Raw genomic sequence first — 25,011 nt, forward strand, 5'->3', positions numbered from 1 at the left:
CTTAATTGGAAAGCCCTGACTTAACGGTCAGGGCTTTTTCCATTGCAGAAAATTCACCACGGAAAAATACACCGCGCTGATTCTCTTCAATCTCCCGGATCATTTTGACGATCGCTAAATCTTTGAATCTGAAGCGATAATCCTGCAATCGATCCCACCCTTCCCAATTGTGTGCGGGCAGACCCCGATCAGGCCCGCCCCTGTAGACTTCAGGTACGCCACGGCTGGTCAGCTGTCCACTCACTCAGAAAATCGATAAAAGCGCGCACACGCTGGCTTACGCCAATATCACTGTAGTAAACAGCATGGAAGGGCATCTCGACCGGCAGACGCTGATCGGCCAACACTTCCACCAGTTTTCCCTCAGCAACTTCACGATCGATCATATAGTCCGACAGGCAGGCAATACCATTACCGGTAAGACAGAGCTGCTTAATCGTCTCTCCGCTGTTAGAGGAGATAGCCCAGCTAATATCATAGAGTTCGCCGCTTTCACGGGAGACGGGCCAGCGATTGAGTCGTGGGGAATCATCAAAGCCGAGACAGTGGTGGTTATCCAGCTCAGCCACCGTTTGCGGTGTCCCATGCTCACGGAGATAGGCGGGTGAAGCAACCATCTTGCGAAAGCTCCTGAACAGCAGCCGGGCGCGCAGCGTTGAGTCGGTGAGATTGCCGGCGCGAATGGCGATATCCACTTTCCGCTCAATCAGATTGATAAAACTTTCTGAGGAGATCAAAGAAAGAGTCACGTCAGGATAGCGCAGACGAAAGGGTTTAATCATCGGCATCAGCAAATGCAGAATGACCGGCGTCGCGGCATCAACGCGCAGTAGTCCTTTAGGCGCCTGTAAACTCTCGATCAAATCGCTTTCTGCCGTGGTCATCTCCTGCAAAAAACGTTGAACATGGCGAAAATAGCGTTCGCCCTCCTGAGTAAGCGCCAGCTGCCGTGTTGTGCGGGTCAGCAGGGCAATACCCAGCTTGCTCTCCAGCTTTTTAACTGTCCTGCTGACGGCAGAGTTAGCCATCTTCAGTTGTTCAGCAGCGCGACTGAAACTTCCACTTTCTACAACGCTGACAAACACTTTTAGTTCATCAGAAGATGCCTTCATTCTTCCTCCCTGCAGTCACATGGCCATTAAGCCAGTTTATGACTGATAATGCTGTTATAACCAGTACAGGAGCCGTTAACGATGACATCGGGGATGTCACCGCCTGATCTGCCTCGTTTTGCTTAGCGAACGTAAAAGGGCTGCTTTATTCTGGAAAAGGTGATGAATTCTGACATTCACCTGCATCCATTGAAACCCCGGTCTAAAATCCCTATAACAGACAGGTGTTAACTGTATTTTGAATCATCAGCCAGGCGGGAAAGTGCGCAAAAAAACTTATGCAATGCGATATGTAGCAGGACAACCAGTGGAACAGATCTTTCCACCTGGCGCGATGCTCCATCTCGGTCAGGCACTGCCACCCGGCGCACCCTTGCCCGCGCACCCAAACCTCAAAGTTCTGGTGTGGAACATCTTCAAGCAGCAACGCGCAGACTGGATGTCGGTACTGGAAGGATTTGGTAAAGATGCGCACCTGGTATTACTGCAGGAAGCGCAGACCACACCAGAACTGGTGGAATTTGCCACCAGTAATTATCTTGCTGCCGATCAGGTACCTGCCTTTGTGCTGCCTCAGCATCCCTCTGGGGTGATGACGCTCGCCTCTGCGCACCCGGTCTATTGCTGCCCGTTGCGTGAGCGTGAGCCTCTGCTGAGGCTGTCAAAATCGGCACTGGTCACGGCGTATCCGCTGCCCACGGGGGGAAATGCTGATGGTCGTGAACATCCATGCGGTAAATTTCAGCCTGGGCGTCGACGTCTACAGTAAACAGCTGGGGCCAATCGGGGAGCAGATCATGCATCACCAGGGGCCGGTGATTATGGCCGGGGATTTCAATGCCTGGAGCCGTCAGCGTATCAATGCACTCTACCGTTTTGCACAGCGAATGAAGCTGGAAGAGGTCATGTTCACTGCCGATCACCGCCGTAAAGCCTTTGGTCGCCCGCTGGATTTCGTCTTCTATCGCGATCTCAGGGTGAGTGAGGCATCCGTACTGGTGACGCGCGCGTCCGACCATAACCCCTTACTGGTGGAGTTCAGTTCAGGAAGCTAGTCCGGTGCATTAAGCGAGCCTGCAGAAGGGGAGGGAAGTCCGGCAGATGAGTAAACGGTGGCGGATGAATAAAAGAAAAAGGCTGACAAATGTCAGCCTTTTCAACGTATCAGGTATCAGGTGTTGCGTTATTATTCACAAACAGCGTTAAGTTATCGCCGGGTTGAATATCTTTCGCACTGTCCAGCACACTGTTCCAGCGCATCACGTCTTTGATGTTAACGCCGTGATGACGGGCAATACTGTCAAGAGAATCACCCTTACGAACACGATAGGTGATGCTGTTGCCGTTATCAGCCAGTCGGGTGCCATTCGAACCAATGGTCAGAGTCTGACCCGGTCGGATATCAGCACCGCGCAGGTTGTTATCCTGCTTCAGTGTCGAGACGCTAACGCCAAGTTTTGAGGCGATACCAGAGAGCGTATCACCCCGTCGCACTTTGTACCCGCCACTCGCACTGGCTTTCGCAAGCTGAGTAGGCTGTACCGCTGCGATGTCACCGGAAGCCAGTGAGTTACGCAGTTTCGCGACGTTCGACTTCGGCACCATAATATAGTGTGGGCCGTTTGGCGCTGTTGCACCGCCTTTATAACCGGTATTGAAGCTCTTCAGTTTCGTGAGCGACATACCCGCCATTTCGGCAGCCTGCGTCAGTTGTATCTGCTGACCCACTTCCACTCGCGCCAGAGCACGACTTTCATTAGGTGTCGGCAGTTTGATACCGTAACGCTTGTTATTTTTGAGCAGTTCACTCAGAGCTAACATTTTAGGCACATACACGGTCGTTTCGCGTGGCAGCGATAAATGCCAGAAGTCAGTCGGCTTACCGCGCGCCTTGTTCTGCTTTATCGCTTTGAGTACACGTCCTTCACCACTGTTGTACGCTGCGATGGTTAATAACCAGTCGCCGTCAAACATGGTGTTAAGACGCTGCATCATATCCAGCGCAACTTTCGTGGATGCGACCACATCGCGTCGCCCATCGTAATACTGGTTCTGTTTCAAACCATAGTTTCGACCTGTTGCAGCAACAATCTGCCAGATACCAGCGGCATTGGCGGATGAAGTTGCCCGGGGGTCAAAAGCGCTCTCCACTATGGGTAGCAGTACCAGTTCCATCGGCATTTTACGTTTCTGTATCTGCTCGACTATCCAGTACATGTACGGCTCTGCCCGTAATGTTACATCGTGGAGATAGCTCTTATTTTTTAAAAATTTACTTTTTTTGTTCGCGGATTGCCGGGTTTTCCGGAATCCCCATCTTCAACTCGTCACTAATGAAACTCCAGAGATCTGCGTCTGCTGCGAGGCCAGTTCCATCTTCCTGCCATCGCGGCGACAAAAACTCGTCTCCGTACTTTCCATTTTCACCTTGACCAGCTGAAGACAGACTCTGTGCATGCTGTACCGGGATATTGGCATCGTTCCTGGACGCCTGACATCCTACCAGCAAGACTGAGGCGAGTAAGATCGCTTTAGCCTTCATGTGTGTGTCAATAGTTCGCTTAAAAGACGAGCAACTATACGTGACGCCTTTTCACAACACAACCCGAAAAATCAAAAAGCGTCTTTCTTCTCGCGTAGAACGGCAAATGAACGCCATACGGGTTCATCAGTAACGTTAACGTTTAATGCCCTTTGTAAATCAACGTCTTGCGTGCGAAGAAATAAATTTATTGTCCGTTCGTGCGCCAGTTTTGTGGGCAAACTAATGCCATTTTCAGCGCGTAAGTCCTTAATTTTCTGATATTCGGCCGTTATTTGTGGGTCATGGGGCAGAATAGCCGCAGCAAACTTCAGATTGGATAAAGTATATTCATGTGCGCAGCAGACTAATGTTTCACCTGGAAGCTGGTTAAGCTTTTGAAAGGAATCATACATCTGCTCTGCCGTGCCCTCAAAAAAGGCGCCCGCAGCCGCCCGAAAAGAGTGTGTCACCACAGAAAAGATAAGGTGAGCTGTAATATGAGATATGTCCTAAAGTGTGACCAGGGGTGTGGATCACCTCAAACGTCAGGCCCAGTACCGTGACCTTATCGCCTTCGTTGACTATCGTTCTGGCCCCTTTAGCCGCAGTTTCCTGGGGACCATAGACCTCAAGTTGAGGGAAATGCTCGCACAGTGTTTTCACTCCGCCCGTGTGGTCGTTATGGTGGTGAGTCAGCAGAATAGCGACCGGCTGCCAGCCGTTGGAGGCCATTTTTTCTAACACCGGTTGGGCTTCGCCGGGATCGACAATCAGGCATTTACCCTCATCATCAGTCAGCGTCCAGATGTAGTTGTCCTGCAACGCAGGAATACTGGTAAGATTCATCATCACCTCTCGCAGGTCGTAGGAAAAGGAAGAGCGTAAAGCATGAAGCCCGCTAAATCACGCCAGATTCTGAACGCACCGCTGTCATGGCGCGATATGCCGTGGGGAGATTATTTCCGCGACGCGCTAACGCAGCAGCTTCAGCCTTACCTTGGAAAGCTTTATGGCTTTCATATGCTTAAGCTTGGCAACCTCAGCGCAGAAATCAACACCGAAAACTGTGCTATTTCACATCAGGTCAATGTTGGCAGGGAAGGTGAGCTGTTACAGGTGCTGGCTGACCCGATGCAACTGCCGTTTGAGTCGAAGTCGATCGATGCCTGTTTGCTGGCCCATACGCTCGCCTGGAGCCAGGATCCTCACCGGGTGTTACGTGAAGTAGATAGGGTGTTAATTGATGATGGCTGGATGATTATCAGCGGCTTCAATCCATTCAGCCTGCTCGGCGTGAGTAAGATGGTGCCGGGCCTGAACCGCAAAGCCCCCTGGAGCGGACGGATGTTCAGCCAGGTGCGGTTAGTCGACTGGCTGGGACTGTTGAATTATGAGGTAGTCTATCGCACCCGCTTTCAGGTGCTGCCGTGGCATCGGCAGGGCGGAAAACTGATCAGCGCCCACTTACCGGCGCTGGGCTGTCTGAATATTGTGGTGGCACGTAAACGCACCTTCCCGCTGCTGCCGACCCGGGCTAAGAAGAGTATGAGCACCAGCAAGATCCGCCAGACGGTCAATGCCACACGCCAGTTCCGGCAGGCAGAGGATCAGGATTCGGTTTTATAACCGATATCCTCAAAAGCGGGATTTTCAGCTGCGCTGCGGGCCAGCACGTCGCAGCGCTCATTTTCCGGATGTCCGGCATGGCCTTTAACCCACTCCCACTGAATCTTATGGGTGCTGAGTGCTAAGTCGAGACGCTGCCAGAGATCGACATTCTTCACCGGCTTTTTGTCGGCGGTTTTCCAGCCACGCTTTTTCCAGTTATGGATCCAGCTGGTAATTCCCTGACGCACATACTGACTGTCGGTACTGAGCACCACATCGCACGGCTGAGTCAGCGCTTCCAGTGAGACAATCGCCGCCATCAGCTCCATCCGGTTATTGGTGGTAAGGTGATAGCCCGCGCTGAAGGTTTTCTCATGCTGACCGTAGCGTAAAATCGCCCCATAACCGCCGGGGCCGGGATTTCCAAGACAGGATCCATCGGTGAATATTTCTACCTGTTTGCGCATCTCTGGTAGACTTCCTCTCAAAAATGCTAAGTCTGACATAAAACGGGTCTTATGAGCACTGCAAATAACCGCCAGATCGTTCTCGATACTGAAACCACCGGCATGAACATGATCGGGGTACATTATGAGGGGCACCGCATCATTGAGATTGGTGCGGTAGAGGTGATTAACCGTCGCCTGACCGGTAACAATTTCCATATGTATCTCAAGCCCGATCGGCTGGTCGATCCCGAAGCCTTTGGCGTACACGGCATTGCCGATGAGTTCCTGGCCGACAAGCCTGCATTCAGCGAGATTGCCGATGAGTTTCTCGACTACATTCGCGGTGCTGAATTAGTGATCCATAACGCCCCGTTTGATATCGGCTTTATGGACTACGAGTTTGCAAAGCTGAACCGCGGCATTGAGAAAACCGAAACCTTCTGCAAAATCACCGACAGTCTGGCGCTGGCGCGCCGTATGTTTCCCGGCAAGCGCAACAGCCTTGATGCGCTTTGCTCGCGTTACGAAATAGACAACAGCAAACGAACCCTGCACGGCGCACTGCTCGATGCCGAGATTCTGGCTGAAGTCTTCCTGACGATGACCGGCGGACAGACGTCACTCTCCTTTTTATCGGAAAGTGAAAGCGCCCGACAGGCGCAGGGAGAGAGCATCCAGCGCATCGTGCGTCCCACCTCTGCACTGCGAGTGGTCACGGCCAGCGATGAAGAAGTGGTTGCCCATGAGTCACGTCTGGATCTGGTGATGAAAAAGGGTGGCAGCTGCCTGTGGCGCGGCTGAATTACGCATTTTTGTGGATAAAATCAACGGCAAGCTGAAAAAAACAGCAAACGATTTGTTCGCCTGGAAAAAGCGTTGACGTCGCAACAGGCTGCCATTACTATGCGCCTCGTTCCCGACGGGGAACAAAGCGCGGAGCGGTAGTTCAGTTGGTTAGAATACCTGCCTGTCACGCAGGGGGTCGCGGGTTCGAGCCCCGTCCGTTCCGCCAATCTCTTTAAAAAAAGCCGATTCAGAAATGAATCGGCTTTTTTGCTGTCTGCTATTCAGCGGTGGCCTGGTTCTTCTGCGGCATCACCTCGCCTTGCCAGCGGGCACCATCCTCCGCCTCACGATCTTCACGGGCGATAAAGCGATAGCAGCCTGCCGCCAGACCGGCGCCAATAAACCAGCTGAAATTCGCCACCTGATGCAGGGAAGGGATAAAGCTAATCACCAGGCAAATCGCCACCGATGGCAGCAGTGCGCCAATCGCTTTAGGGTTAAAGCCACCGCGATACCAGTAACGGCCTGCTGGCGTATCGTTAAACAGATCGTCGACCGAGATACGTCCACGTTTAATCAGATAGAAATCGGTCAGCAGAATCCCGAACAGCGGCCCGATAAACGATCCCAGCACATCCAGCGTATAGTGAATCAGCTCAGGAGACTGGAACAGATTCCACGGCGTTAACAGCACCGACCCCACCGCAGCGATCATCCCGCCGGTACGGAAACTGATTTTCTGCGGTGAGCAGTTAGAGAAGTCAAAAGCGGGTGAGACGAAGTTCGCCACGATATTGATACCGATGGTGGCGGTAATCATGGTCAGCAATCCAATCGCGACCGCCAGATCGTTGCCGACCATGCTTACGGTTTCGATGGGATCGGTAATCATTTTGCCAAACAGCGACTGGGTGCCCGACACAATCACTACCGTCACCACCGAGAACAGCAGAAAGTTAAACGGCAGTCCCCAGCGGTTGCCGCGACGGATCTCTGACATGCTTTTGCCGTAGCGTGAGAAGTCACCGAAGTTCAGCAGCGGCCCGGAGAAGTAAGAGACCACCAGCGCCGTCGCCGTAATCATCTGCCACGTCTGCTCGCCTGCGGTAAGCGATTTGCTGGCGAGGGTAAACGAGATCCCATCGAAGCCGGTCTTGTATACAATCCAGCCCGCCAGCGCCACCATCACCACATAGACTGCCGGTCCGGCGACATCAATAAACCGTTTGATGGCGTTCATGCCATGCCAGAACACCATTGCCTGCAGTAACCACATAATGCCGAAGCAGCACCAGCCCAGCAGCGACAGACCAAGCCAGTGCGGCACGGTCATCGACGTCAGCGACGGCGCGAACTTCAGCAGCACCAGCATCAGCGCATTCGCCGCCAGATAGGTCTGGATGCCATACCAGGCGAACGCGATCAGACCGCGTATCACTGCCGGGATATTGGCACCAAACACCCCAAACGCCTGACGGCAGATCACCGCATAGGGGACGCCCGCCATCTGGCTCGGTTTCGCCACCAGATTCGCACAGATCTGCACGATGCAGATCCCCGCCAGCAGGCAGAGCAGCACCTGCCAGCTGGCTAATCCCAGCGTGAAGAAGCTGGCGGCCACCACATAGCCGCCCATGCTGTGCACATCCGACATCCAGAAAGAAAAAATGTTGTACCACGACCAGTTCTGATCGCGAGTCGGTGCCAGGTCGTCGTTACAGAGTCGTGGGCTGTAACGGGCGTTGGCTTCAGAGGCCGTACTGGCCACCGTTGATTGATTTGGCATGAAACCTGCTCCTCTACCCGAGAGTGGAATGAATAATCTGGTAAAGCGGTATTGCAGGATCCAGGCCAGATCTCTTTTCTTGTATACAATATTTATTTTTCACGTATACGATATGTGGCGTACAGCAAGCGACCGGAGCGGGTAATGACGAGTAAAACAGGACAGCGAGACGCCACCAGGCTGCAGGATAAAGATGAAGGGATTTACCAGGCGTTGATGAACGCCATTGTTGAGCATCAGCTGCCGCCGGGCAGTAAACTGCCGGAAGAGGCCCTTTCCGGGGTCTTTGGCGTGAGCCGCACCGGCATCCGCAAAGTGCTGCAACGCCTCGCGGCGGTGCAAATGGTCACTCTGACGCCCAAACGTGGTGCGCAGGTCTCAACACCCGGCGTTGAAGAGGCGCGGGATATCTTCTCAACCCGCAGTTTAATGGAGTGCGCTAATCTGCCAGCGGTCCTGGCCCATCTGCAGCCCCCGCATCTGGTGGCGCTGGAGCAGCTCATCGCGCAGGAGAATCAGGCGCACGCCGATCATGATGGCCCGGCAGCCATCCGGCTGTCAGCGGCCTTTCATATTCAGTTGCAGGCGATCTCCGGGAATCAGGTGCTCACCGGCATGGTGACCAGCCTGACGCAGCGCTCATCACTGGTGATCGCCGCCTATGGCGCACCCTGGCAGCGTGGCTGCCGCTGTGACGATCATGCGAATCTGCTTCAGTTACTGCGCGCGCGTGCGCTGCAGCCGCTGACGCAGGCGCTACAGCATCACTTCGAGCACATCGTCTCCAGCCTGCACTTCGAACGCAGCGGGGAAACGCTGCCCGACTTTTCCCGACTGTTTGCCGCAGGCTCTGGAGCTGCCTCATGAGCCTGATTCAGGTTATTAACCCTAATACCAGCCTGGCGATGACCGAAACTATCGGTCAGGCCGCGCGTGCGGTCGCCGCACCGGGCACCGAAATTCTGGCTGTTTCGCCGTCGCAGGGTGTGCCCTCCATTGAAGGGCATTTCGATGAGGCGATCGCCGCCATCGGCGTGCTGGAGCAGATTAAACTGGGCAGAGCGCAGGGCGTCAGCGGCCACGTCATTGCCTGCTTTGGCGATCCGGGTTTGCTGGCGGCACGCGAACTGGCCAGCGGACCGGTGATCGGCATCGCGGAAGCGGCGATGCATACCGCCACGCTGCTGGCGACGCGTTTCTCCATTGTCACCACGCTGCCGCGCACCCTGGTGATTGCGCGTCATCTGCTGCAGCAGTATGGCTTTACCCATCACTGTGCCGCACTGCATGCCATCGATCTGCCGGTACTGGCGCTGGAAGATGGCAGCGGCCTGGCGCAGGAAAAAGTGCGGCAGCGCTGCATTCAGGCTAAACGGGAAGATGGCAGCGGGGCGATTGTGCTGGGCTGTGGCGGAATGGCGACGCTGGCCGGGGAGCTGACCCGGGAGCTCGGCCTGCCGGTGATCGATGGCGTCAGCGCGGCGGTGAAGATGGTGGAGTCGCTGGTGGCGCTTGGTTTTGGCACCAGCAAACATGGTGATCTGGCCTGGCCTTTGCAGAAACCTCTCTCAGGTGCGTTTCAGCATCTAAACTAACGGAACTTTCCCGAATCAAAACAGGTGGAGTGATGACTGACGCTGCAGAGAAGAAAGAGTACAGCTTTAACAAAAACTATCCGCGCGATTTAATCGGTTATGGCGCTCATCCGCCGCACGCCGCCTGGCCCAACAACGCCCGTGTGGCGGTGCAGTTTGTTCTGAACTACGAAGAGGGCGCAGAAAACAGCGTGCTGCACGGCGATACCGGCTCAGAGCAGTTCCTCTCCGACATCATCGGGGCAGCCAGCTATCCCGATCGCCACATGTCGATGGAGTCGCTGTATGAGTACGGCTCACGCGCCGGTTTCTGGCGTATCCACAACGAATTCCAGAAACGCGGTCTGCCGTTAACGGTTTTCGGCGTGGCGATGGCGCTGGCGCGTCATCCGGAAGTCGTCGAAGCGATTAAACAGGCTGACTACGATGTGGTCAGTCACGGCTGGCGCTGGATCCACTATCAGGGCATGGATGCAAAAACCGAACGCCAGCATATGCAGCAGGCGGTCGATGTGCTGGTTGATCTGTTTGGTAAAGCGCCGACCGGCTGGTACACCGGCCGCGACAGCCCGAATACCCGGCGGCTGGTGGTGGAGCAGGGCGGTTTTAGCTATGACAGTGACTACTACGGCGACGATCTGCCTTTCTGGACCCAGGTCACCTGTCAGGATGGAACGGTTAAACCGCACCTGATTATCCCCTATACCCTGGAGTGCAATGACATGCGCTTTGCCTCGCCGCAGGGATTTAATACCGCGGAACAGTTCTTTACCTATCTGCGCGACAGCTTCGATGTGCTGTATGAAGAGGGCGAAACCGCACCGAAGATGATGTCGATCGGTATGCATTGCCGCCTGCTGGGTCGTCCTGGCAAATTCCGCGCGCTGCAGAATTTTCTCGATCACATCCAGCAGCATGAGGATGTCTGGATCTGCACCCGTCAGCAGATCGCTGACCACTGGATCAACACGCACCCGGCACCTTAAGCCGGTTCCGGCGCTCGCCCCGCGTTGATCGGGCGAAGCGCCGGACGATGTCAGCTCATCAGGCTGACCTGCGCCGCCACGATGCACCAGCCGTGGGGCATACGTACCCAGGTCTGCTGCTGACGGCCAATTTTATCGCTGCCGGTGCGGGTAAATTCGGTGCTGCAAACCGCATAATCCTCGCCAAAGGTGGTGATCACGGTGTTTCGCAGCGTCCGGTTCAGCCCGGCTGAAGGACGCGCGGCGCGGAAGGCACGAATCTCATCAATGCCATACAGATTCTCACCCGCGCCGAGGCGCACGGTTCGCGGGTCGTGCCAGAACAACGCATCCAGTTCGGCCACGTCATTGCTGACCAGCGCCTGCTCGTAGCGGTAAAACTGCGCCGTCACCTCGGTGACTACCTGCGGTAAATTAATCTCTCTGTTCATCAGGCTCCAGCCATATTGATTTGCGGTATCGTAATGCCGCGTTGTTCCAGTGCCCAGGCGGCACGTAACACCGCCTCTTCATTAAATGGACGGGCGATAAGCTGTAATCCAATCGGCAGACCGCTTCGGGTCGCCAGCGGCACGGTACAGACCGGCAATCCCAGGAAGGAGATCGGCTGCGTCAGCATACCCATGCTCGCCTTAGCGGGCAGCGATTCCCCCCTGAATCGACAGGGTCTGCTGACCGATGGTGATCGCGCTGCAGGGTGTCGCCGGCGCTATCAGCACATCAAACCGATCAAAAAAGCGGCAACACCTGCTGCTGGAAATGGCGGCGGAAACGCTGCGCCTGCACGTACCAGGCACCTGGCATCATGGCACCGGCCAGCAGACGCTCGCGTGAATTGGGTTCAAACTGCTCAGGCGTCTGGCGCAGGGCGGGCAGATAGTGATTGCCGCCTTCTGCCGCGGTCATGATAAACGCCGCCGAGCGTGCCAGCTCAGCGTCTGGCATCAGCACCTCTTCCTGTGCATCAAGTGCTGCCGCGACAACCGCGACGGCAGCGCGGGCATCCTCATCGCACCAGCGGGCAAAAAAGCCACCCAGTACGCCGCAGCGCAAGCCTTCGCTGCCCTGTGACAGCCCCGGTAGCGTCGCGGCCAGCGGGCGATCGGCCTGAAACGCATCGGTGTGGTCTGCTCCCTGCAACAGATCATATACCAGCGCCAGGTCTTCAACCCGCCGCGCCAGAGGACCGATGTGATCGAGGCTGGCGACAAACGGATGGCTGCCGCTGCGTGACAACCGGCCAAAGGTCGGCTTAAGACCAAAAATACCGCACAGCGACGCGGGCACCCGAATCGAGCCGTTGGTGTCGGTGCCCAGTGAAAAGTGGACCAGACCGGCGGCCACGGCAGCCGCCGAACCGCCTGACGAGCCGCCAGCCACGCGGCTGAGATCGCGCGGATTGTGCGTCGCGCCGTAGTGGCTGTTTTCGGTGGTAAAACCATACGCGTAGGCATCCATGTTCAGCATGCCAGACAGCAGCGCACCAGAGCGACGCAGTTTATCGACAGCAAACGCATCTGCACGTGCCGCCGGCCGGTCGCTGAACAGGCTGGCACCGGCCAGGGTAGTGTGACCCGCCACATCAAACAGGTTTTTTACCGCATACGGGATGCCCGCCAGCGGTGGCAGGGTTTCGCCGCGCTGCCGCTGCGCATCAACATCCGCCGCTTCTTTTAACATGCGCGGCCCGGTCACTTCCGTCCAGGCATTCAGCGCCGGATTATGCTGCTCAACCGCCTGCAGCGTGCGCTTTGCCACTTCCAGCGTACTGATTTCACCCTGCTGAATCGCCCGCTGCAGGGTCTGAATCGAAACGTCACCTAATCTCATGCCTGGTATACTCCTGCCACTTCAAGCCGGTCATCCAGCGGAAACGCCATCAGCGGCGCGGCCATCTCCGCGATACGCGACAGCTGGATCAGCAGTTCAGCGCGGCGGGCGTCATCCAGTTCCAGTTGCAGTATCTGCTCCATATGGCCGATGTAGCTGGCCCAGTCGTGTTGATTCATGATTCGCTCCTGTTAAAAACCGGCGGCGCTGCCGTTACTGCGTGGATCGCTTGCGCCCTCAAACATGCCGTTGCTGTGGCGCACAATGGCGCCCGCATGGCCTACGGATTCGCTGAAGTCCGGCAGCAGCTCCACCTCATGTCCCCACAGACGCAGCATCAATACCGTTTCTTCGTCAAAACGGCCTTCCAGTTTCAGCGAGTCTGATGATTGCCCCCAGGTCCGGCCCAGCAGCCAGCGCGGCGCACTGACCGCCTGTTGTAACGGCAAGCCCTGAATCACATGGCGGGTAAAAATCGCCGCCTGAGTCTGCGGCTGTCCATCCCCACCCATCGCGCCATACACCAGCGTCCGGCCATCTTTCAGCCGTGCGGCGGCGGGATTCAGGGTATGAAACGGTTGCTTACCGGGTGCCAGGGCCAGCAGATGGTCAGGATCGAGGCTGAAAGCGGCGCCGCGGTTCTGCCAGGTGATACCCGTGCCGGGCAGCACCACACCACTGCCAAATTCGTGATAAATGCTCTGAATAAAGGAGACGGCCAGGCCGCTGCTGTCCATCACGCCCATCCAGACCGTATCGCCCGGCCCGCGTCCGTTTCCCCAGGCTGCCGCCTCTCCATCGGTGATCTGGCTGGCGAGTGTGGCAAGGTGATCGCTGTCCAGCAGCGCCTGCAAATCTTCCGTGACGTGACGTGGATCGGTGATGTGTTTGTCGCGCAGTGCAAACGCTTTTTTTGGTGGCTTCCACGATACGGTGCACCGTCTGCGCATCGTCAGCCTCCGCCATCTCCAGCCGATCGGTGATGCCCAGGATCGCCAGCGACACCATGCCCTGCGTTGGCGGGGTGATATTCCAGATGTCACCTTCGCTGTGGGAGAGATGCAGCGGCGTCGTGCGGCGGGCGCGATGCTGCTGCAGATCGGCCAGCGTCACCGGCATGCCCAGCGTGGCCATCTCATCGGCCATATGGTGAGCCAGCGTGCCGCGATAAAAGCTGTCGAGCCCCTCTTCAGTAAGCTGGCTCAGGGTGTTTGCCAGGGCGGGCTGGGTAAAACGGCTGCCTGGCTGCGGCACGTTGCCGTCAGGCATAAAGGTGGCGCTGAAGCCGGGCTGATGCTGCAATTCACTGCGGAACGTCGCGGTGGCGGCGCTCTGTGAGGCAGTCACCGGAATACCGTCAGCGGCGTAGCGAATCGCATCGCGCAGCAGACGTGCCAGCGGCAGCGGTGGGGTGCCCATCTCAGCCGAGAGATTCAGTGCCTCCTGCCAGCCGCTGACCGTACCGGCCACGGTCAGCGCCGCTTTCGGCCCGCGATGCGGAATCTTAGGGTGATCGGCGTAGAAATCGTGATGGGCCAGCGAACCGGCTGCGCCGCTGGCGTCGATAGCGACAGGATCGCCGCCAGGCGGCAGAATCAGCCAGAAACCATCACCGCCCAGTCCATTCATATGCGGGTAGACCACGGCGATGGTCGCGGCAGCGGCCACCATCGCTTCAATGGCATTACCGCCATCACGCAGTACCGCGAGCGCGCTTTCACTCCCCAGATGGTGTGGCGTCACCGCCATCCCCTGCGGGGCCATATTGCTTTGAATCATCTTTTTCTCGTTATCCGGGTGACAGAACCGATAACAAAGCAAGAGCTGTTCCAGTTTTCACCCTGAGCTGACAATGCGCCGGTTAACCTGGCGCAAATTGTGCTAGCTTCTGCTGAAACAAAAGTTACAGGACGGGTTATGAAACAGCTTGATGAACGACTCAGGAGTCACTATCCCCAGCTCTCCCCGCAGGAGCAGCGTATTGCCGACTTCGTGTTTGACCACTTCGATGACCTGATCAGCTACAACAGTGCCGAGCTGGCGCGGCTCAGTGGCGTGTCGAAAGCCACGGTCAGCCGGCTGTTTAAGCGTCTGGGCTATGAAAAATACAAGGATATGCGTGATGAGTTACGCATCCTGCGCCAGAGCGGCATGCCGCTGACCGATAATCGTGATGCGGTGCAGGGCAATACGCTGCTGGCGCGACACTACAAGCAGGAGATGGCTAACCTGACGCAGTGGGTGAACAGTCTGGATGCCCGGCACTTTAATGAGGTTATCCAGCAGCTGGCGCAGGCAAAACGCGTCTTTATCATCGGCATGCGCAACGCCTATCCGGTGGCACTGCATCTGCGACAGCAGCTGGTGCAGGCGCGTTCGCAGGTACATATCCTGCCGCAGCCGGGCCAGACGCTGGCTGAGGAGCTGGTGGATATTACGCCGGAGGATATGGTGGTCGTGATGGCCTTCCGTCGTCGTCCCCGCATCATTCGCCCGCTGATGCAGCAGTTGCAGGCGGCCGGTATCCCGCTGCTGGCGCTGTGTGAGCCGCAGGCGCAGACGGTGATTGCGCTGGCGCGCTGGCAGCTCTGTACGCCGCTGGACAGCGTTTCCGCCTTCGACAGTTATGGCTCCGCCATGAGTCTGGTTAACCTGATTGCCAATGCACTGCTACATGAAATGCTGGCACAGGGACGTCAGCGCATTCATCAGATCGCCGACCTTTACCAGCAGTTTGACGAGCTGGAGCACCGCTAAAAGGCACCGTTTTGGTGCTTTGCCCCATTTCAGAACAGACCTTCCCCCGGCGTAGTCGTCCCGATTACGCCAGATTTCAGCTGAATGCTTTGCCGCTTAACCCTTTTTCTGTGGCCGTCCGGATTGGCACATTAGTTGCAGATTGCATCTCAAAGAATCTTTTGTTTCACGTTAATCTCACCGGGGTGCATAATGAAAAAAGTTTTGATGGCGGTTGCGACAGCGGCATTACTGATGGCACAAGCGGGAAGCGCGCTGGCCGATCAACTGCAGGACATCCAGAAACGCGGCGTCATTCGCATCGCCGTGCCGCAGGATTTCCCGCCGTTTGGCTCGGTTGGCACCGATCTGCAGCCGCAGGGGTATGACATCGACACGGCCAGATACCTGGCAAAGCAGATGAAACTTAAGTTGCAGCTGGTGCCGGTCAGCAGTGCCAACCGCGTGCCTTATCTGCAAACCGACAAGGTCGACCTGGTCATCTCCAGCATGGGTAAAAATGCCGAGCGGGAAAAAGTGATCGACTTCACCCGCGCCTATGCGCCGTTCTTCCTGGGCGTATTCGGGCCGAAAGGCGATGAAATCAAAGCGGCGTCTGCCCTGAGCGGCAAATCGATTGGCGTAACACGTGGTGCAGTAGAGGACATGGTGCTCAGTGACGTTGCGCCGAAAGATGCACAGGTGAAACGCTACGAAGATAACAACACTACCTTGTCTGCGTATCTCTCCGGTCAGGTGCAGTATGTGGCGACCGGCAACCTGGTGGTCGCCGCCATTGCCCGTCAGAATCCGGCTAAAGCGCCGGTGGCGCAGTTTATGCTGAAAGATTCTCCCTGCTATATCGGCCTGAAGAAAGATCAGCCCGCACTGAAAGCGAAAGTAAATGCGCTGATTGAGCAGGGCATCAAAGATGGCACCCTGAATAAACTGTCAGAAGAGTGGCTGAAAGCGCCGCTGCCCGCCAACCTCGGCGCCTGAGGAAAGATTCATGACCGGGCAACTTAATTTTCCCGCCCTGTGGCCCTACTGGCCGGAGCTGCTCTCCGGTCTTTGGGTCACCATTCAGCTGACGGTGCTGGCGACTACCGGTGGTGTGGCGCTGGGCATTGCGGGCGCGGCGCTGCGCAGTGGCAGACCCAGCTGGATGAGCCGCCTGTGGGGCATCTATGTCGAGCTGATCCGCAACACGCCGTTTGTGGTGCAACTGTTCTTTATCGTTTTCGGTCTGCCTGCGCTGGGACTGAAACTCACTGCTGGCGAGGCGGCGCTGCTGGCGATGCTGATCAACCTCGGGGCGTATAGCACCGAGATTATTCGTGCCGGAATACAGGTGACACCCAAAGGGCAGTGGGAAGCGGGACGAGTGCTGGGATTAACCCGCAGCCAGACGTTTCTGCGGGTGGTCTTGCCGCCCGCGCTGCAGCGCATTTATCCGGCACTGGTAAGCCAGTGCATCATCGTGATGCTGGGTTCGTCGGTGGTGTCGCAGGTCTCCTACGAGGAGCTGACCTTCGCCGCCAACCTGATCCAGTCGCGCACCTTCTTAAGTTTTGAGGTCTATCTGGTGACCACGCTGATCTACCTGGCGTTGTCGATTGCGATGCGCCATCTGCTGCTGGCGATTGGCCGTAAATGGTTTGGAGTGCAGCCATCATGATGACGACCTTTACCGACTGGGACATCCTGCGCAACCTGCTGCTGGCGGCACGCTGGACCCTGTTGCTGTCGCTGGTGGCCTTTGTCGGCGGCACGCTGGTGACGCTGCCGCTGCTGTTTATGCGCCTGCTGCAACGCAAATGGTTAACGCGGCTGGTACGCGGTTACACCGCGCTGTTTCAGGGCACGCCGCTGCTAATGCAGCTGTTCCTGGCGTTTTTCGGCGTCGGCCTGTTCGGCATTGATGTTGCACCCTGGACGGCGGCCTCGCTGGCGCTGACCTTCTACACCAGCGCCTTTCTGGTCGATATCTGGTACGGCAGCATCCGCGCCCTGCCAAAAGGCCAGTGGGAAGCGTCGCGCTGTCTCGGCCTGACCTTTGGTCAGACGCTGTGGCGGGTCATTGCGCCGCAGGCGATCCGCATCGGTATTGCCCCGACGGTGGGGTTTGCTGTCCAGGTGATCAAGGGCACCGCGCTGGCGTCAATTATCGGTTTTATCGAGCTGACCAAAGCGGGCACCATTCTGAACAACGTGACCTATCAGCCGTTTAAAGTCTTTGGGCTGGTGGCGCTGGGCTACTTCCTGATGTGTTATCCGCTGTCTCGCTACAGCCAGTATCTGGAGAAAAAATTCAATGCCGCTCATCACCATTAATCAGGTGCAAAAATATTACGGCGACAACCATGTGTTGAAAGGCGTGGATCTGGATATCGACATGGGCGAGGTGATCTCAATCATCGGTCGCAGCGGATCGGGCAAAAGCACGCTGCTGCGCTGCATGAACGGGCTGGAAGGCTATCAGGAGGGCAGCATCAAGCTCGGCGGTATGACGATTACCGATCGCGACTCGCAGGCGCGTGAAATCAGCCGCTCGGTCGGGATGGTGTTTCAGAGCTTCAATCTGTTCCCGCACATGACGGCACTGGAGAACGTGATGCTGGCGCCGCGCCGGGTGCTGAAAAAAAGCGAGGCCGAGTGCCGGGCGCTGGCGGCGCAGATGCTGGAGAAGGTCGGGCTGGGCGAGCGTCTCAACTACTATCCTGCCAGCCTCTCCGGCGGTCAGCAGCAGCGCGTGGCGATCGCCCGTGCACTGGCGATGACGCCGAAAGTTTTACTCTGTGATGAGATCACCTCCGCGCTCGATCCCGAGCTGGTGGGCGAAGTGCTCAAAGTTCTGGAGCAGCTGGCGTCAGAAGGGATGACGCTGATCCTCGTCACGCATGAAATGAGCTTCGCCCGCGACGTGGGCGATCGTGTGGTCTTTATGCATCAGGGGCGCGTCTGGGAGCAGGGCGACAGTAAGACGCTGTTCGCTCAGCCGCAGTCACCGGAGCTGAAGCAGTTTATCTCTTCGGTTCGCCTCTGATTCTGAAAAAGGAAATTACGATGGATATCAATCACTACCCGCAACTTAACCCGCCACAGCGTCTGCTGATGGGGCCTGGACCGATCAATGCCGATCCACGTGTGCTGCGCGCCATGTCGAGTCAGCTGCTGGGGCAGTACGATCCCGCGATGACCCACTACATGAATGAAGTGATGGCGCTCTATCGCGGCGTGTTTCGCACAGAGAACCGCTGGACACTGCTGATTGACGGCACCTCCCGCGCCGGTATCGAATCGATTCTGCTGTCATCGATCAGGCCTGGCGACAAAGTGCTGGTACCGGTGTTTGGCCGCTTTGGTCATCTGCTGTGCGAAATTGCCCGCCGCTGTCGTGCGGAAGTGCACACCATTGAAGTGCCGTGGGGCGAAGTCTTTACTCCCGACCAGATCGAAGATGCGATCAAAAAAGTGCGGCCGCGCCTGCTGCTGACCGTGCAGGGCGACACCTCAACCACCATGCTGCAGCCGCTTGAGCAGCTGGGTGCGATCTGCAAACAGTATGGCGTACTGTTCTACACCGATGCCACCGCGTCGCTGGCGGGTAACGCGCTGGAAACGGACGCCTGGGGACTTGATGCCGTATCCGCGGGGATGCAGAAATGCCTGGGCGGTCCATCGGGTACCTCGCCGATCACGCTGAGCGCAGAGATGGAAGCGGTGATCCGCAAACGCAAATGCGTAGAGCAGGGGATCCGCACCGAGGCGCATCAGGATGGCGAAGAGGAGATGATCTACTCCAACTATTTTGATCTCGGCATGATCATGGATTACTGGGGGCCGGAGCGGCTCAACCACCATACCGAAGCGACCAGTGCGCTGTTTGGCGCGCGTGAGTGCGCCCGTCTGATCCTGCAGGAGGGGCTGGACAACGGCATCGCCCGCCACAAGCTGCACGGTGAAGCATTGCTGAAAGGCATTCAGGGGATGGAGCTGGAGACCTTCGGCGACCTGAAACACAAAATGAACAACGTGCTGGGCGTGATGATCCCGTCCGGCGTAAACGGCGATCAGGTGCGCAAACTTATGCTGGAAGATTTCGGCATTGAGATTGGCACCTCGTTTGGCCCGCTGCATGGCAAGGTGTGGCGCATCGGCACCATGGGCTACAACGCGCGTAAAGATTGCGTGATGCAGACTCTCTCCGCGCTGGAAACGGTGCTGACCTATGTCGGCTATCGCACGCCGCAGGGTGCCGCGGCGCAGGCCGCCTGGGATCACTACGGGAGCCACGCATGATGATGAGCGCCAGCGAAGCCCAGGCCGCTGCACAGCGCGTTATGGCGCGCTGCGACGCGCTGGCGGCGATCAGCGAAACGGCCGAGGGGCTGACCCGCGTCTACCTCTCACCCGAACATCTGCGCGCCAATGCCTGTGTCGGTGAGTGGATGCAGGCGGCGGGGATGCAGGTGTGGCAGGATGAAGTCGGCAATATCTGTGGGCGCTACGAGGCGGCAGAAGCGGGTGCACCCGCGTTACTGCTTGGCTCGCATCTCGACACGGTGCGCAACGCCGGTCGCTACGACGGCATGCTGGGCGTGCTCAGCGCCATTGAAACCGTACAGTGGCTTAACGAACATCAGCGCCGCTTACCGCTGGCGATTGAAGTCATTGGCTTTGGCGACGAAGAGGGCACCCGTTTTGGCATCACGCTGCTCGGCAGTCGTGGCATTACCGGCAGCTGGCCGCAAAGCTGGGTGACGCATCCTGATGGCAACGGCATCACCGTGGCGCAGGCGATGGCGGACGTCGGGCTCGACAGCGACAGGATCGCATCTGCGGCGCGGCGGGTTGAGGATATCGTCGGTTATCTTGAGCTACACATCGAGCAGGGCCCCTGCCCGGAGCAGGAGGATCTGGCGCTCGGTGTGGTCACGGCCATCAACGGTGCGCGCCGCCTCAAATGCCGTTTCACCGGTGAAGCGGGCCATGCGGGCACGGTGCCGATGACCCACCGCAAAGATGCGCTGGCTGCCGCTGCCGAGTGGATGGTGTTTATCGAGCAGACCACCCGTGAGCAGGACCCGCAACTGGTCGCCACCGTCGGTACGATTAACTGCGCGCCGGGAGCGGTCAATGTAATCCCTGGCGAGGTATCGCTGTCGCTGGACGTGCGCGGTCCGCTGGACAACCCGCTGGAGACACTGCTCTCCAGTCTGTTAACCCAGGCGGAGGCGATTGCGCTGCGACGTGGACTCCGCTTTGAGTCGAACGAATATTATCGCATCGGTGCCACCGCCTGTGACTCCGCGCTGCAACAGGCGCTGAGTCATGCGGTGGAAACGGTGCAGGGGCGCAGCCTGTCACTGCCGAGCGGTGCGGGGCACGACGCCATCGCTATCGCTGAACGCTGGCCGGTCGGCATGCTATTTGTGCGTAACCATCGCGGTATCAGCCACCATCCGGCGGAGTCTGTCGCGGTGGCTGATGTGGCGCCCGCGCTGCAGGCTTATTTACAGGCGGTCTCGCTGATTGCTGAACGGAGCTGAACATGGAATTAGCCGCATTTAATCAGCTGTCGGCTGACGAGGCGCAGGCGGCCATCCGGCATTGTGTCGCTATCCCGCACTGGCAGCAGTCGCTGGTGGCAGCGCGGCCTTTTGACACCCTGGATGCGCTACGGGAAACCGCCGATGCGCTGGCCCGCCAGTGGCAGCAGCCTGAGCTGGAGGCCGCACTGTCGGCGCATCCCCGCATTGGCGAACGCGCGAACGGCGCGGATAAAGAAGCGGCACTTTCACGCGGAGAGCAGTCCGCCATGCAGCAGGCCGACAGCGCTTTGCAGCAGGCGATGCAGCAGGGGAATCAGGCGTATGAAGCCCGTTTTGGCCGGGTGTTTCTGATTCGCGCCAAAGGGCGCAGCGGCGAGCAGATGCTGGCAGAGTTGCAGCGTCGGTTGCAGAATAGCGATCCTGCCGAGCAGCAGGAGGCGCTGGATCAGCTGCGTGAAATTACCCTGTTACGCCTGAAGGAGACGATTCAATGAGTACTGTTACCACCCATATTCTGGACACGGCGCTGGGCAAACCGGCCAGCGGTGTAGCGATTTCACTTGAGCAGAACAGCCCGGAAGGGTGGTTTCCGATTTCACAGGGTGAAACCGACAGCGACGGGCGTCTGAAAGATCTCACGCCCGAGCCGCTGACGCCGGGCCACTACCGTTTAACGGCAGAAATCGGCGACTATTTTGCCGCCGCCGGTCGGGATGCACTCTACGTCAGCGCGCAGATCGATTTTATGATTGCCGAAGCGGGCAGCCATTTTCATCTGCCGTTTCTGATTTCGCCCTGGTCCTGGTCAACTTATCGCGGCAGTTAATGGGCGGTCTGACTTCCCGCCCGCCATTCACAGCGAAAAGCGATCCGCATCCTGCCAGGCCGGGAAGCGCTCGCGATAAGCATTCAGTGCGTCCAGCGACAGCTCTGCGTCCAGCCTGGCGCGCTGGTGCGGCTCAGCCGCGCTGAGGATCTCACCCTGCGGTGAAATAATCTGGCTGTCGCCGCTGTATTCATGCTGATTGCCGTCACTGCCGACGCGGTTACAGCCTGCTACATAAGCCTGATTCTCAATTGCCCGCGCCAGCAGCAGTGCCTGCCAGTGCAGTGCACGCGGTGCAGGCCAGTTGGCGACATAGAGCGCCAGATCGTAATCGTTGCGGTTGCGCGAGAAGACCGGGAAACGCAGGTCGTAACAGATTTGCGGCAGGATGCGCCAGCCGCGCCACTCAAACACCTGACGCTGTTCGCCAGGCAGATAGTGGTGATGCTCGTCCGCCATGCGGAACAGGTGGCGCTTGTCATACTGATGCAGCGTGCCGTCCGGCTCCACCAGCAGAAAGCGGTTTACCGCGCCGTGTTCGGTCTGAATCGCCGCACTGCCGCCGACCAGGGCATCGTTGCGACGGGCATGCTGATGCAGCCACTCCACCACCTGCGCCTGAGGCAGCGAGCTTTTCGCCGCTTCCATTGCAAAGCCGGTGGTAAACATCTCTGGCAGTAAAATCAGATCGCGCCCGGTGAGTCCATCCAGTTGCTCGTCAAAATGGCGCAGGTTCGCCTCGCCATCCATCCAGCTCAGCGTCTCCTGCAGTAACGTGATTTTTAAAGCTGACATAAGCGCTCCGCGGCGGCATCTAATGTCGCCGGCTGTTTGGCAAAACAGAGGCGGATCAGTTTATGAGGAAAGGCATCGGCGCAGAACACCGACAGAGGAATTGCGGCCACACCGACTTCCCGGGTCAGCCACTGGCAGAAACTGACATCATCCAGATCGGAGATGGCGCTGTAATCGACCAGCAAAAAGTAGGTACCTTCGCAGGGGAGTACCTTAAAGCGGCTGCTGCTTAGCGCCGTTGCCAGCCGATCGCGGCGGTCGCGATAAAACGCTGGCAGCTCAAGATAGTGCTCCGGATGCTCACGCAGCATATCGGCAATCGCCAGCTGCGCCGGCGTATTCACCGAGAAGGTCAGATACTGATGCACCTTGCGCAATTCAGCGCTGATCGCGGCAGGGGCAATGCAGTAGCCCACTTTCCAGCCGGTCATATGGAAGGTCTTACCAAACGATGATACCGCGATAGCGCGCTGGCGCAGTTCGGGATGTGCCAGCACGCTGGCGTGGCCCGCCTGATCGAAGCAGATGTGCTCATAGACTTCGTCGCTCAGCACATAGACCGGCCGCGCAGCAATCGCCTGCCACAGCGCGGCGAAATCCTGCTGCTGCCAGACGGTGGCGGAAGGATTGTGCGGCGTATTCAGGATCACCAGCCGGGTTTTATCACTCAGCAGCGCAGCAAACGCCTGCCAGTCCACCCGGAAAGCGGGCGGCTGCAGCGTAATGCGTTTCATCACGCCGCCCGACAACTCTACCGCAGGCGCATAGCTGTCGTAGCTGGGATCAAAGCAGATCACTTCATCGCCTGGCCGCACCAGCGCGGTAATCGCCGCATAGAGCGCTTCGGTTGCGCCCGCCGTCACCGTAATCTCCGTTTCGACATCAGGACGATAGTCATAGAGCCGCGCGGTTTTCTCTGCTATCGCCTCACGTAACGGCAGCGCACCGGTCATCGGCGCATACTGGTTCGCGCCCTGGCTGACGTGATACGCCAGCCGCTGCTGCAGATAGTCCGGGCCGCTAAAATCAGGAAAGCCCTGAGAGAGATTGATAGCGTTATGCTGCTGCGCCAGCGCACTCATCTGGCTGAAAATGGTGGTGCCGAGCAAAGGGAGTTTACTCTCGGGGATCAGGTTGTGCTGCGTCATGATGTCAGGCCTTAAGCGCGAAGATTGATGCGGTGTCACCCGGTGTTTGTGCCACTATAAACAGGATGATAGTATTTGGCAATCAAGACGCTTAGATGGCTAAATGCGTCATGCTCCACACCTCAGCTTCGTTAGCTTCGTTTGCTTACCCCGGTCACTGACAAGTGTCAGCTCCCGGGGATGCGCGCACTTGCTGCCTTGCTGAGATGCGGATCATCTGGCAGGACCCGGAGAGTATGGTTCAGCAGTCAGGCACCAGACCCATAAAATTCTGTTACTTCGATCCCGGCTCAATCACCTCATATCCCGGCAACTGAAACGCCCGGTATATCACGTCCATCCTGCTGCACCGGTGCAACACGCTCAGTCAGAAAAAACCATCAATAGCAAAGCCGCGGGCCGGCTGTTGGCTGCTGGCGGAATTTATAATGGCAATATCGAGGGGTTCAGAAAGACCGCCGGACAGCTCGGCGGCGATACTCCAGCCGGTTTCGAGCAGGTCATGGATAACAAAGGTCTGCTCATTACCGGCGCCTCTGTAGCGGCAGGTCTTGCAATGGGTAATCCGGGAACGGTAAGCGAATTAGAAAAGCTGTCTGCGTTATCAAAAGTACCTAAGCCACCTCCATCAGAATTTGTTAATTTTGAAACCAGACAGCTACAGAAGAAATTCAAGCACGCTGTAGATTTCAACCTGTCGGGCACTCCCAATGCCGAAGGGTTGAAGTCATATGAGCAGGCACTTAAAGCGCATATAGATGATCCACTGACACAACAAATCGCCGGTAAATACCGATGGAATCAGGATGTTAACCACTACTACAATCCTGAAACTAAAATTGATGTAATGACTAAACCTGATGGTAATTTCATCTCTGGATGGAAGTTATCCGAAACTCAAATTTCCGATCTGAAAGGTGAAGGTAATGTCTACTGATCAAAGCGAAGCAGATATGTTAGCCCTAATCGATTCGTTTGTTTCAGGTGCTATGTCGGCGCCAGAGTTTGAGGAAAAATACCTGAACGCATGGCGTGAACACAGAGCTGCTGACACAGCGGATAAACAAAACAAAGATACACAACGTTATTTTGACTCGGTATTCTCAGCTGTTGATTCTTATTGCGCTAATCCTGACCTGATTGACGAAGATGACTTAGATGCTCAGGGTTTGTTCGATTACGTCGTGAATTTAAGAAAAACCTGGGAAGAGTCACTCCTGGCTTGATGGCCTGGGCGAACTGAACATCATATCCCTGACCGTTATCTGAGCCACC

General features: G+C 57.2%; 24 protein-coding genes, 1 tRNA gene and 6 pseudogenes. 19 read left to right on the forward strand and 12 right to left on the reverse strand.

The window, feature by feature from the left end; genetic code table 11:
• Position 1: 1 nt before the first annotated feature.
• Together JNO11_RS03245 and yafC are read right to left on the reverse strand one after the other, a co-directional pair.
• Complete coding sequence (locus JNO11_RS03245) at positions 2–244, reverse strand: hypothetical protein (protein ID WP_144266843.1); 243 nt, start codon at positions 242–244, stop codon at positions 2–4.
• Positions 210–1,112 (reverse strand): DNA-binding transcriptional regulator YafC, encoded by a 903-nt coding sequence (yafC, locus tag JNO11_RS03250; RefSeq protein WP_022625197.1) that lies wholly within the window; start codon positions 1,110–1,112, stop codon positions 210–212. The genes JNO11_RS03245 and yafC overlap by 35 nt, the downstream gene beginning before the upstream one ends.
• 262 nt (positions 1,113–1,374) lie before the next feature.
• Between yafC and JNO11_RS03255 the strand changes: the two are divergent.
• Positions 1,375–2,167 (forward strand): annotated as a pseudogene (locus JNO11_RS03255) (endonuclease/exonuclease/phosphatase family protein).
• A 109-nt stretch (positions 2,168–2,276) separates the two neighbouring features.
• On the opposite strand, the pseudogene mltD reads toward JNO11_RS03255, so the two are convergent.
• Positions 2,277–3,654: pseudogene (gene mltD, locus JNO11_RS03260) on the reverse strand (murein transglycosylase D).
• Positions 3,655–3,725: 71 nt separating this feature from the next.
• Positions 3,726–4,482: pseudogene (gene gloB, locus JNO11_RS03265) on the reverse strand (hydroxyacylglutathione hydrolase).
• 42 nt (positions 4,483–4,524) lie between these two features.
• Between gloB and JNO11_RS03270 the strand changes: the two are divergent.
• The gene (locus JNO11_RS03270; protein ID WP_010671138.1) at positions 4,525–5,262 is read left to right on the forward strand and encodes a class I SAM-dependent methyltransferase; all 738 of its coding nucleotides are present in this window, start codon (positions 4,525–4,527) and stop codon (positions 5,260–5,262) included.
• On the opposite strand, the gene rnhA is transcribed toward JNO11_RS03270, so the two are convergent.
• The gene (gene rnhA, locus JNO11_RS03275; protein ID WP_010255125.1) at positions 5,244–5,711 is read right to left on the reverse strand and encodes a ribonuclease HI; all 468 of its coding nucleotides are present in this window, start codon (positions 5,709–5,711) and stop codon (positions 5,244–5,246) included. The genes JNO11_RS03270 and rnhA overlap by 19 nt on opposite strands.
• A 51-nt stretch (positions 5,712–5,762) precedes the next feature.
• Here rnhA and dnaQ point away from each other — a divergent pair, with 51 nt between their 5' ends.
• Positions 5,763–6,494 carry a DNA polymerase III subunit epsilon gene (dnaQ, locus tag JNO11_RS03280; RefSeq protein ID WP_010255127.1) on the forward strand — a complete coding sequence of 244 codons (732 nt, stop codon included), beginning with the start codon at positions 5,763–5,765 and terminating at the stop codon, positions 6,492–6,494.
• A 134-nt stretch (positions 6,495–6,628) separates the two neighbouring features.
• Positions 6,629–6,705, forward strand: a tRNA-Asp gene (locus JNO11_RS03285).
• A 51-nt stretch (positions 6,706–6,756) separates the two neighbouring features.
• On the opposite strand, the gene JNO11_RS03290 is transcribed toward JNO11_RS03285, so the two are convergent.
• Positions 6,757–8,265 (reverse strand): NCS1 family nucleobase:cation symporter-1, encoded by a 1,509-nt coding sequence (locus JNO11_RS03290; RefSeq protein ID WP_033756668.1) that lies wholly within the window; start codon positions 8,263–8,265, stop codon positions 6,757–6,759.
• Positions 8,266–8,409: 144 nt separating this feature from the next.
• Here JNO11_RS03290 and JNO11_RS03295 point away from each other — a divergent pair, with 144 nt between their 5' ends.
• Genes JNO11_RS03295 through puuE form a run of 3 tightly spaced genes read left to right on the forward strand, consistent with a single transcriptional unit; the run spans position 8,410 to position 10,846 of the window.
• Positions 8,410–9,132, forward strand: coding sequence for a GntR family transcriptional regulator (locus JNO11_RS03295; RefSeq protein ID WP_010255133.1), 723 nt, complete (start codon positions 8,410–8,412; stop codon positions 9,130–9,132).
• Positions 9,129–9,860 carry an allantoin racemase gene (hpxA, locus tag JNO11_RS03300; protein WP_010671141.1) on the forward strand — a complete coding sequence of 244 codons (732 nt, stop codon included), beginning with the start codon at positions 9,129–9,131 and terminating at the stop codon, positions 9,858–9,860. The genes JNO11_RS03295 and hpxA overlap by 4 nt, the downstream gene beginning before the upstream one ends.
• Positions 9,861–9,892: 32 nt before the next feature.
• A complete protein-coding gene (puuE, locus tag JNO11_RS03305) occupies positions 9,893–10,846 on the forward strand; it encodes an allantoinase PuuE (protein WP_010255138.1) in 954 nt (317 codons plus the stop codon).
• A 50-nt stretch (positions 10,847–10,896) separates the two neighbouring features.
• Here puuE and hpxZ read toward each other — a convergent pair whose 3' ends face one another.
• From hpxZ to JNO11_RS03325, 4 genes and pseudogenes are all read right to left on the reverse strand, one after another.
• Entirely contained in the window at positions 10,897–11,277 is a 381-nt protein-coding gene (gene hpxZ, locus JNO11_RS03310) for an oxalurate catabolism protein HpxZ (protein ID WP_010255141.1), read from the reverse strand.
• Positions 11,277–12,676, reverse strand: a pseudogene (locus JNO11_RS03315) (AtzE family amidohydrolase). The gene hpxZ and the pseudogene JNO11_RS03315 overlap by 1 nt, the downstream one beginning before the upstream one ends.
• Positions 12,673–12,855 (reverse strand): oxalurate catabolism protein HpxX, encoded by a 183-nt coding sequence (hpxX, locus tag JNO11_RS03320; RefSeq protein ID WP_003852562.1) that lies wholly within the window; start codon positions 12,853–12,855, stop codon positions 12,673–12,675. The pseudogene JNO11_RS03315 and the gene hpxX overlap by 4 nt, the downstream one beginning before the upstream one ends.
• 12 nt (positions 12,856–12,867) lie before the next feature.
• Positions 12,868–14,455 (reverse strand): annotated as a pseudogene (locus JNO11_RS03325) (gamma-glutamyltransferase family protein).
• A gap of 138 nt (positions 14,456–14,593) precedes the next feature.
• Here JNO11_RS03325 and hpxU point away from each other — a divergent pair.
• The 9 genes from hpxU to uraH all read left to right on the forward strand — a co-directional run bounded on the left by hpxU (position 14,594) and on the right by uraH (position 21,793).
• Entirely contained in the window at positions 14,594–15,433 is an 840-nt protein-coding gene (hpxU, locus tag JNO11_RS03330; RefSeq protein WP_010255152.1) for a MurR/RpiR family transcriptional regulator HpxU, read from the forward strand.
• Between the two features lie 192 nt (positions 15,434–15,625).
• Positions 15,626–16,411: a transporter substrate-binding domain-containing protein gene (locus JNO11_RS03335; protein WP_010255154.1), complete on the forward strand. Its 786-nt coding sequence runs from the start codon at positions 15,626–15,628 to the stop codon at positions 16,409–16,411.
• 10 nt (positions 16,412–16,421) lie between these two features.
• Complete coding sequence (locus tag JNO11_RS03340) at positions 16,422–17,090, forward strand: amino acid ABC transporter permease (protein WP_010255155.1); 669 nt, start codon at positions 16,422–16,424, stop codon at positions 17,088–17,090.
• On the forward strand, positions 17,090–17,746 hold the full coding sequence (locus JNO11_RS03345) for an amino acid ABC transporter permease (protein ID WP_010255156.1): 657 nt from the start codon (positions 17,090–17,092) through the stop codon (positions 17,744–17,746). The genes JNO11_RS03340 and JNO11_RS03345 overlap by 1 nt, the downstream gene beginning before the upstream one ends.
• Entirely contained in the window at positions 17,727–18,458 is a 732-nt protein-coding gene (locus JNO11_RS03350; protein WP_010671147.1) for an amino acid ABC transporter ATP-binding protein, read from the forward strand. Before JNO11_RS03345 ends, JNO11_RS03350 begins: the two co-directional genes overlap by 20 nt.
• 20 nt (positions 18,459–18,478) lie before the next feature.
• A complete protein-coding gene (locus tag JNO11_RS03355) occupies positions 18,479–19,714 on the forward strand; it encodes an alanine--glyoxylate aminotransferase family protein (protein WP_045140749.1) in 1,236 nt (411 codons plus the stop codon).
• Positions 19,711–20,964, forward strand: coding sequence for an allantoate amidohydrolase (hpxK, locus tag JNO11_RS03360; protein WP_325176919.1), 1,254 nt, complete (start codon positions 19,711–19,713; stop codon positions 20,962–20,964). Before JNO11_RS03355 ends, hpxK begins: the two co-directional genes overlap by 4 nt.
• Before the next feature lie 2 nt (positions 20,965–20,966).
• Positions 20,967–21,461: a 2-oxo-4-hydroxy-4-carboxy-5-ureidoimidazoline decarboxylase gene (gene uraD, locus JNO11_RS03365; RefSeq protein WP_154209600.1), complete on the forward strand. Its 495-nt coding sequence runs from the start codon at positions 20,967–20,969 to the stop codon at positions 21,459–21,461.
• A complete protein-coding gene (gene uraH / locus JNO11_RS03370) occupies positions 21,458–21,793 on the forward strand; it encodes a hydroxyisourate hydrolase (protein ID WP_010671151.1) in 336 nt (111 codons plus the stop codon). The genes uraD and uraH overlap by 4 nt, the downstream gene beginning before the upstream one ends.
• 27 nt (positions 21,794–21,820) lie before the next feature.
• Here the strand turns inward: uraH and JNO11_RS03375 are convergent, their stop codons facing one another.
• Positions 21,821–22,588 (reverse strand): amidohydrolase, encoded by a 768-nt coding sequence (locus tag JNO11_RS03375; protein WP_033766593.1) that lies wholly within the window; start codon positions 22,586–22,588, stop codon positions 21,821–21,823.
• Complete coding sequence (locus tag JNO11_RS03380) at positions 22,576–23,736, reverse strand: pyridoxal phosphate-dependent aminotransferase (protein ID WP_033766594.1); 1,161 nt, start codon at positions 23,734–23,736, stop codon at positions 22,576–22,578. The genes JNO11_RS03375 and JNO11_RS03380 overlap by 13 nt, the downstream gene beginning before the upstream one ends.
• Before the next feature lie 364 nt (positions 23,737–24,100).
• On the opposite strand from JNO11_RS03380, the pseudogene JNO11_RS03385 reads away from it, so the two are divergent.
• From JNO11_RS03385 to JNO11_RS03395, 3 genes and pseudogenes are all read left to right on the forward strand, one after another.
• Positions 24,101–24,352 (forward strand): annotated as a pseudogene (locus tag JNO11_RS03385) (hypothetical protein); the annotation flags it as partial.
• Positions 24,329–24,673: a colicin D domain-containing protein gene (locus JNO11_RS03390; protein ID WP_231631307.1), complete on the forward strand. Its 345-nt coding sequence runs from the start codon at positions 24,329–24,331 to the stop codon at positions 24,671–24,673. The pseudogene JNO11_RS03385 and the gene JNO11_RS03390, both read left to right, overlap by 24 nt.
• On the forward strand, positions 24,663–24,962 hold the full coding sequence (locus JNO11_RS03395; protein WP_325176920.1) for a colicin immunity domain-containing protein: 300 nt from the start codon (positions 24,663–24,665) through the stop codon (positions 24,960–24,962). Before JNO11_RS03390 ends, JNO11_RS03395 begins: the two co-directional genes overlap by 11 nt.
• Positions 24,963–25,011 lie beyond the last annotated feature (49 nt).

The sequence above is a fragment of the Pantoea sp. 1B4 genome (assembly GCF_016925765.1).
GTDB lineage: Bacteria > Pseudomonadota > Gammaproteobacteria > Enterobacterales > Enterobacteriaceae > Pantoea > Pantoea agglomerans.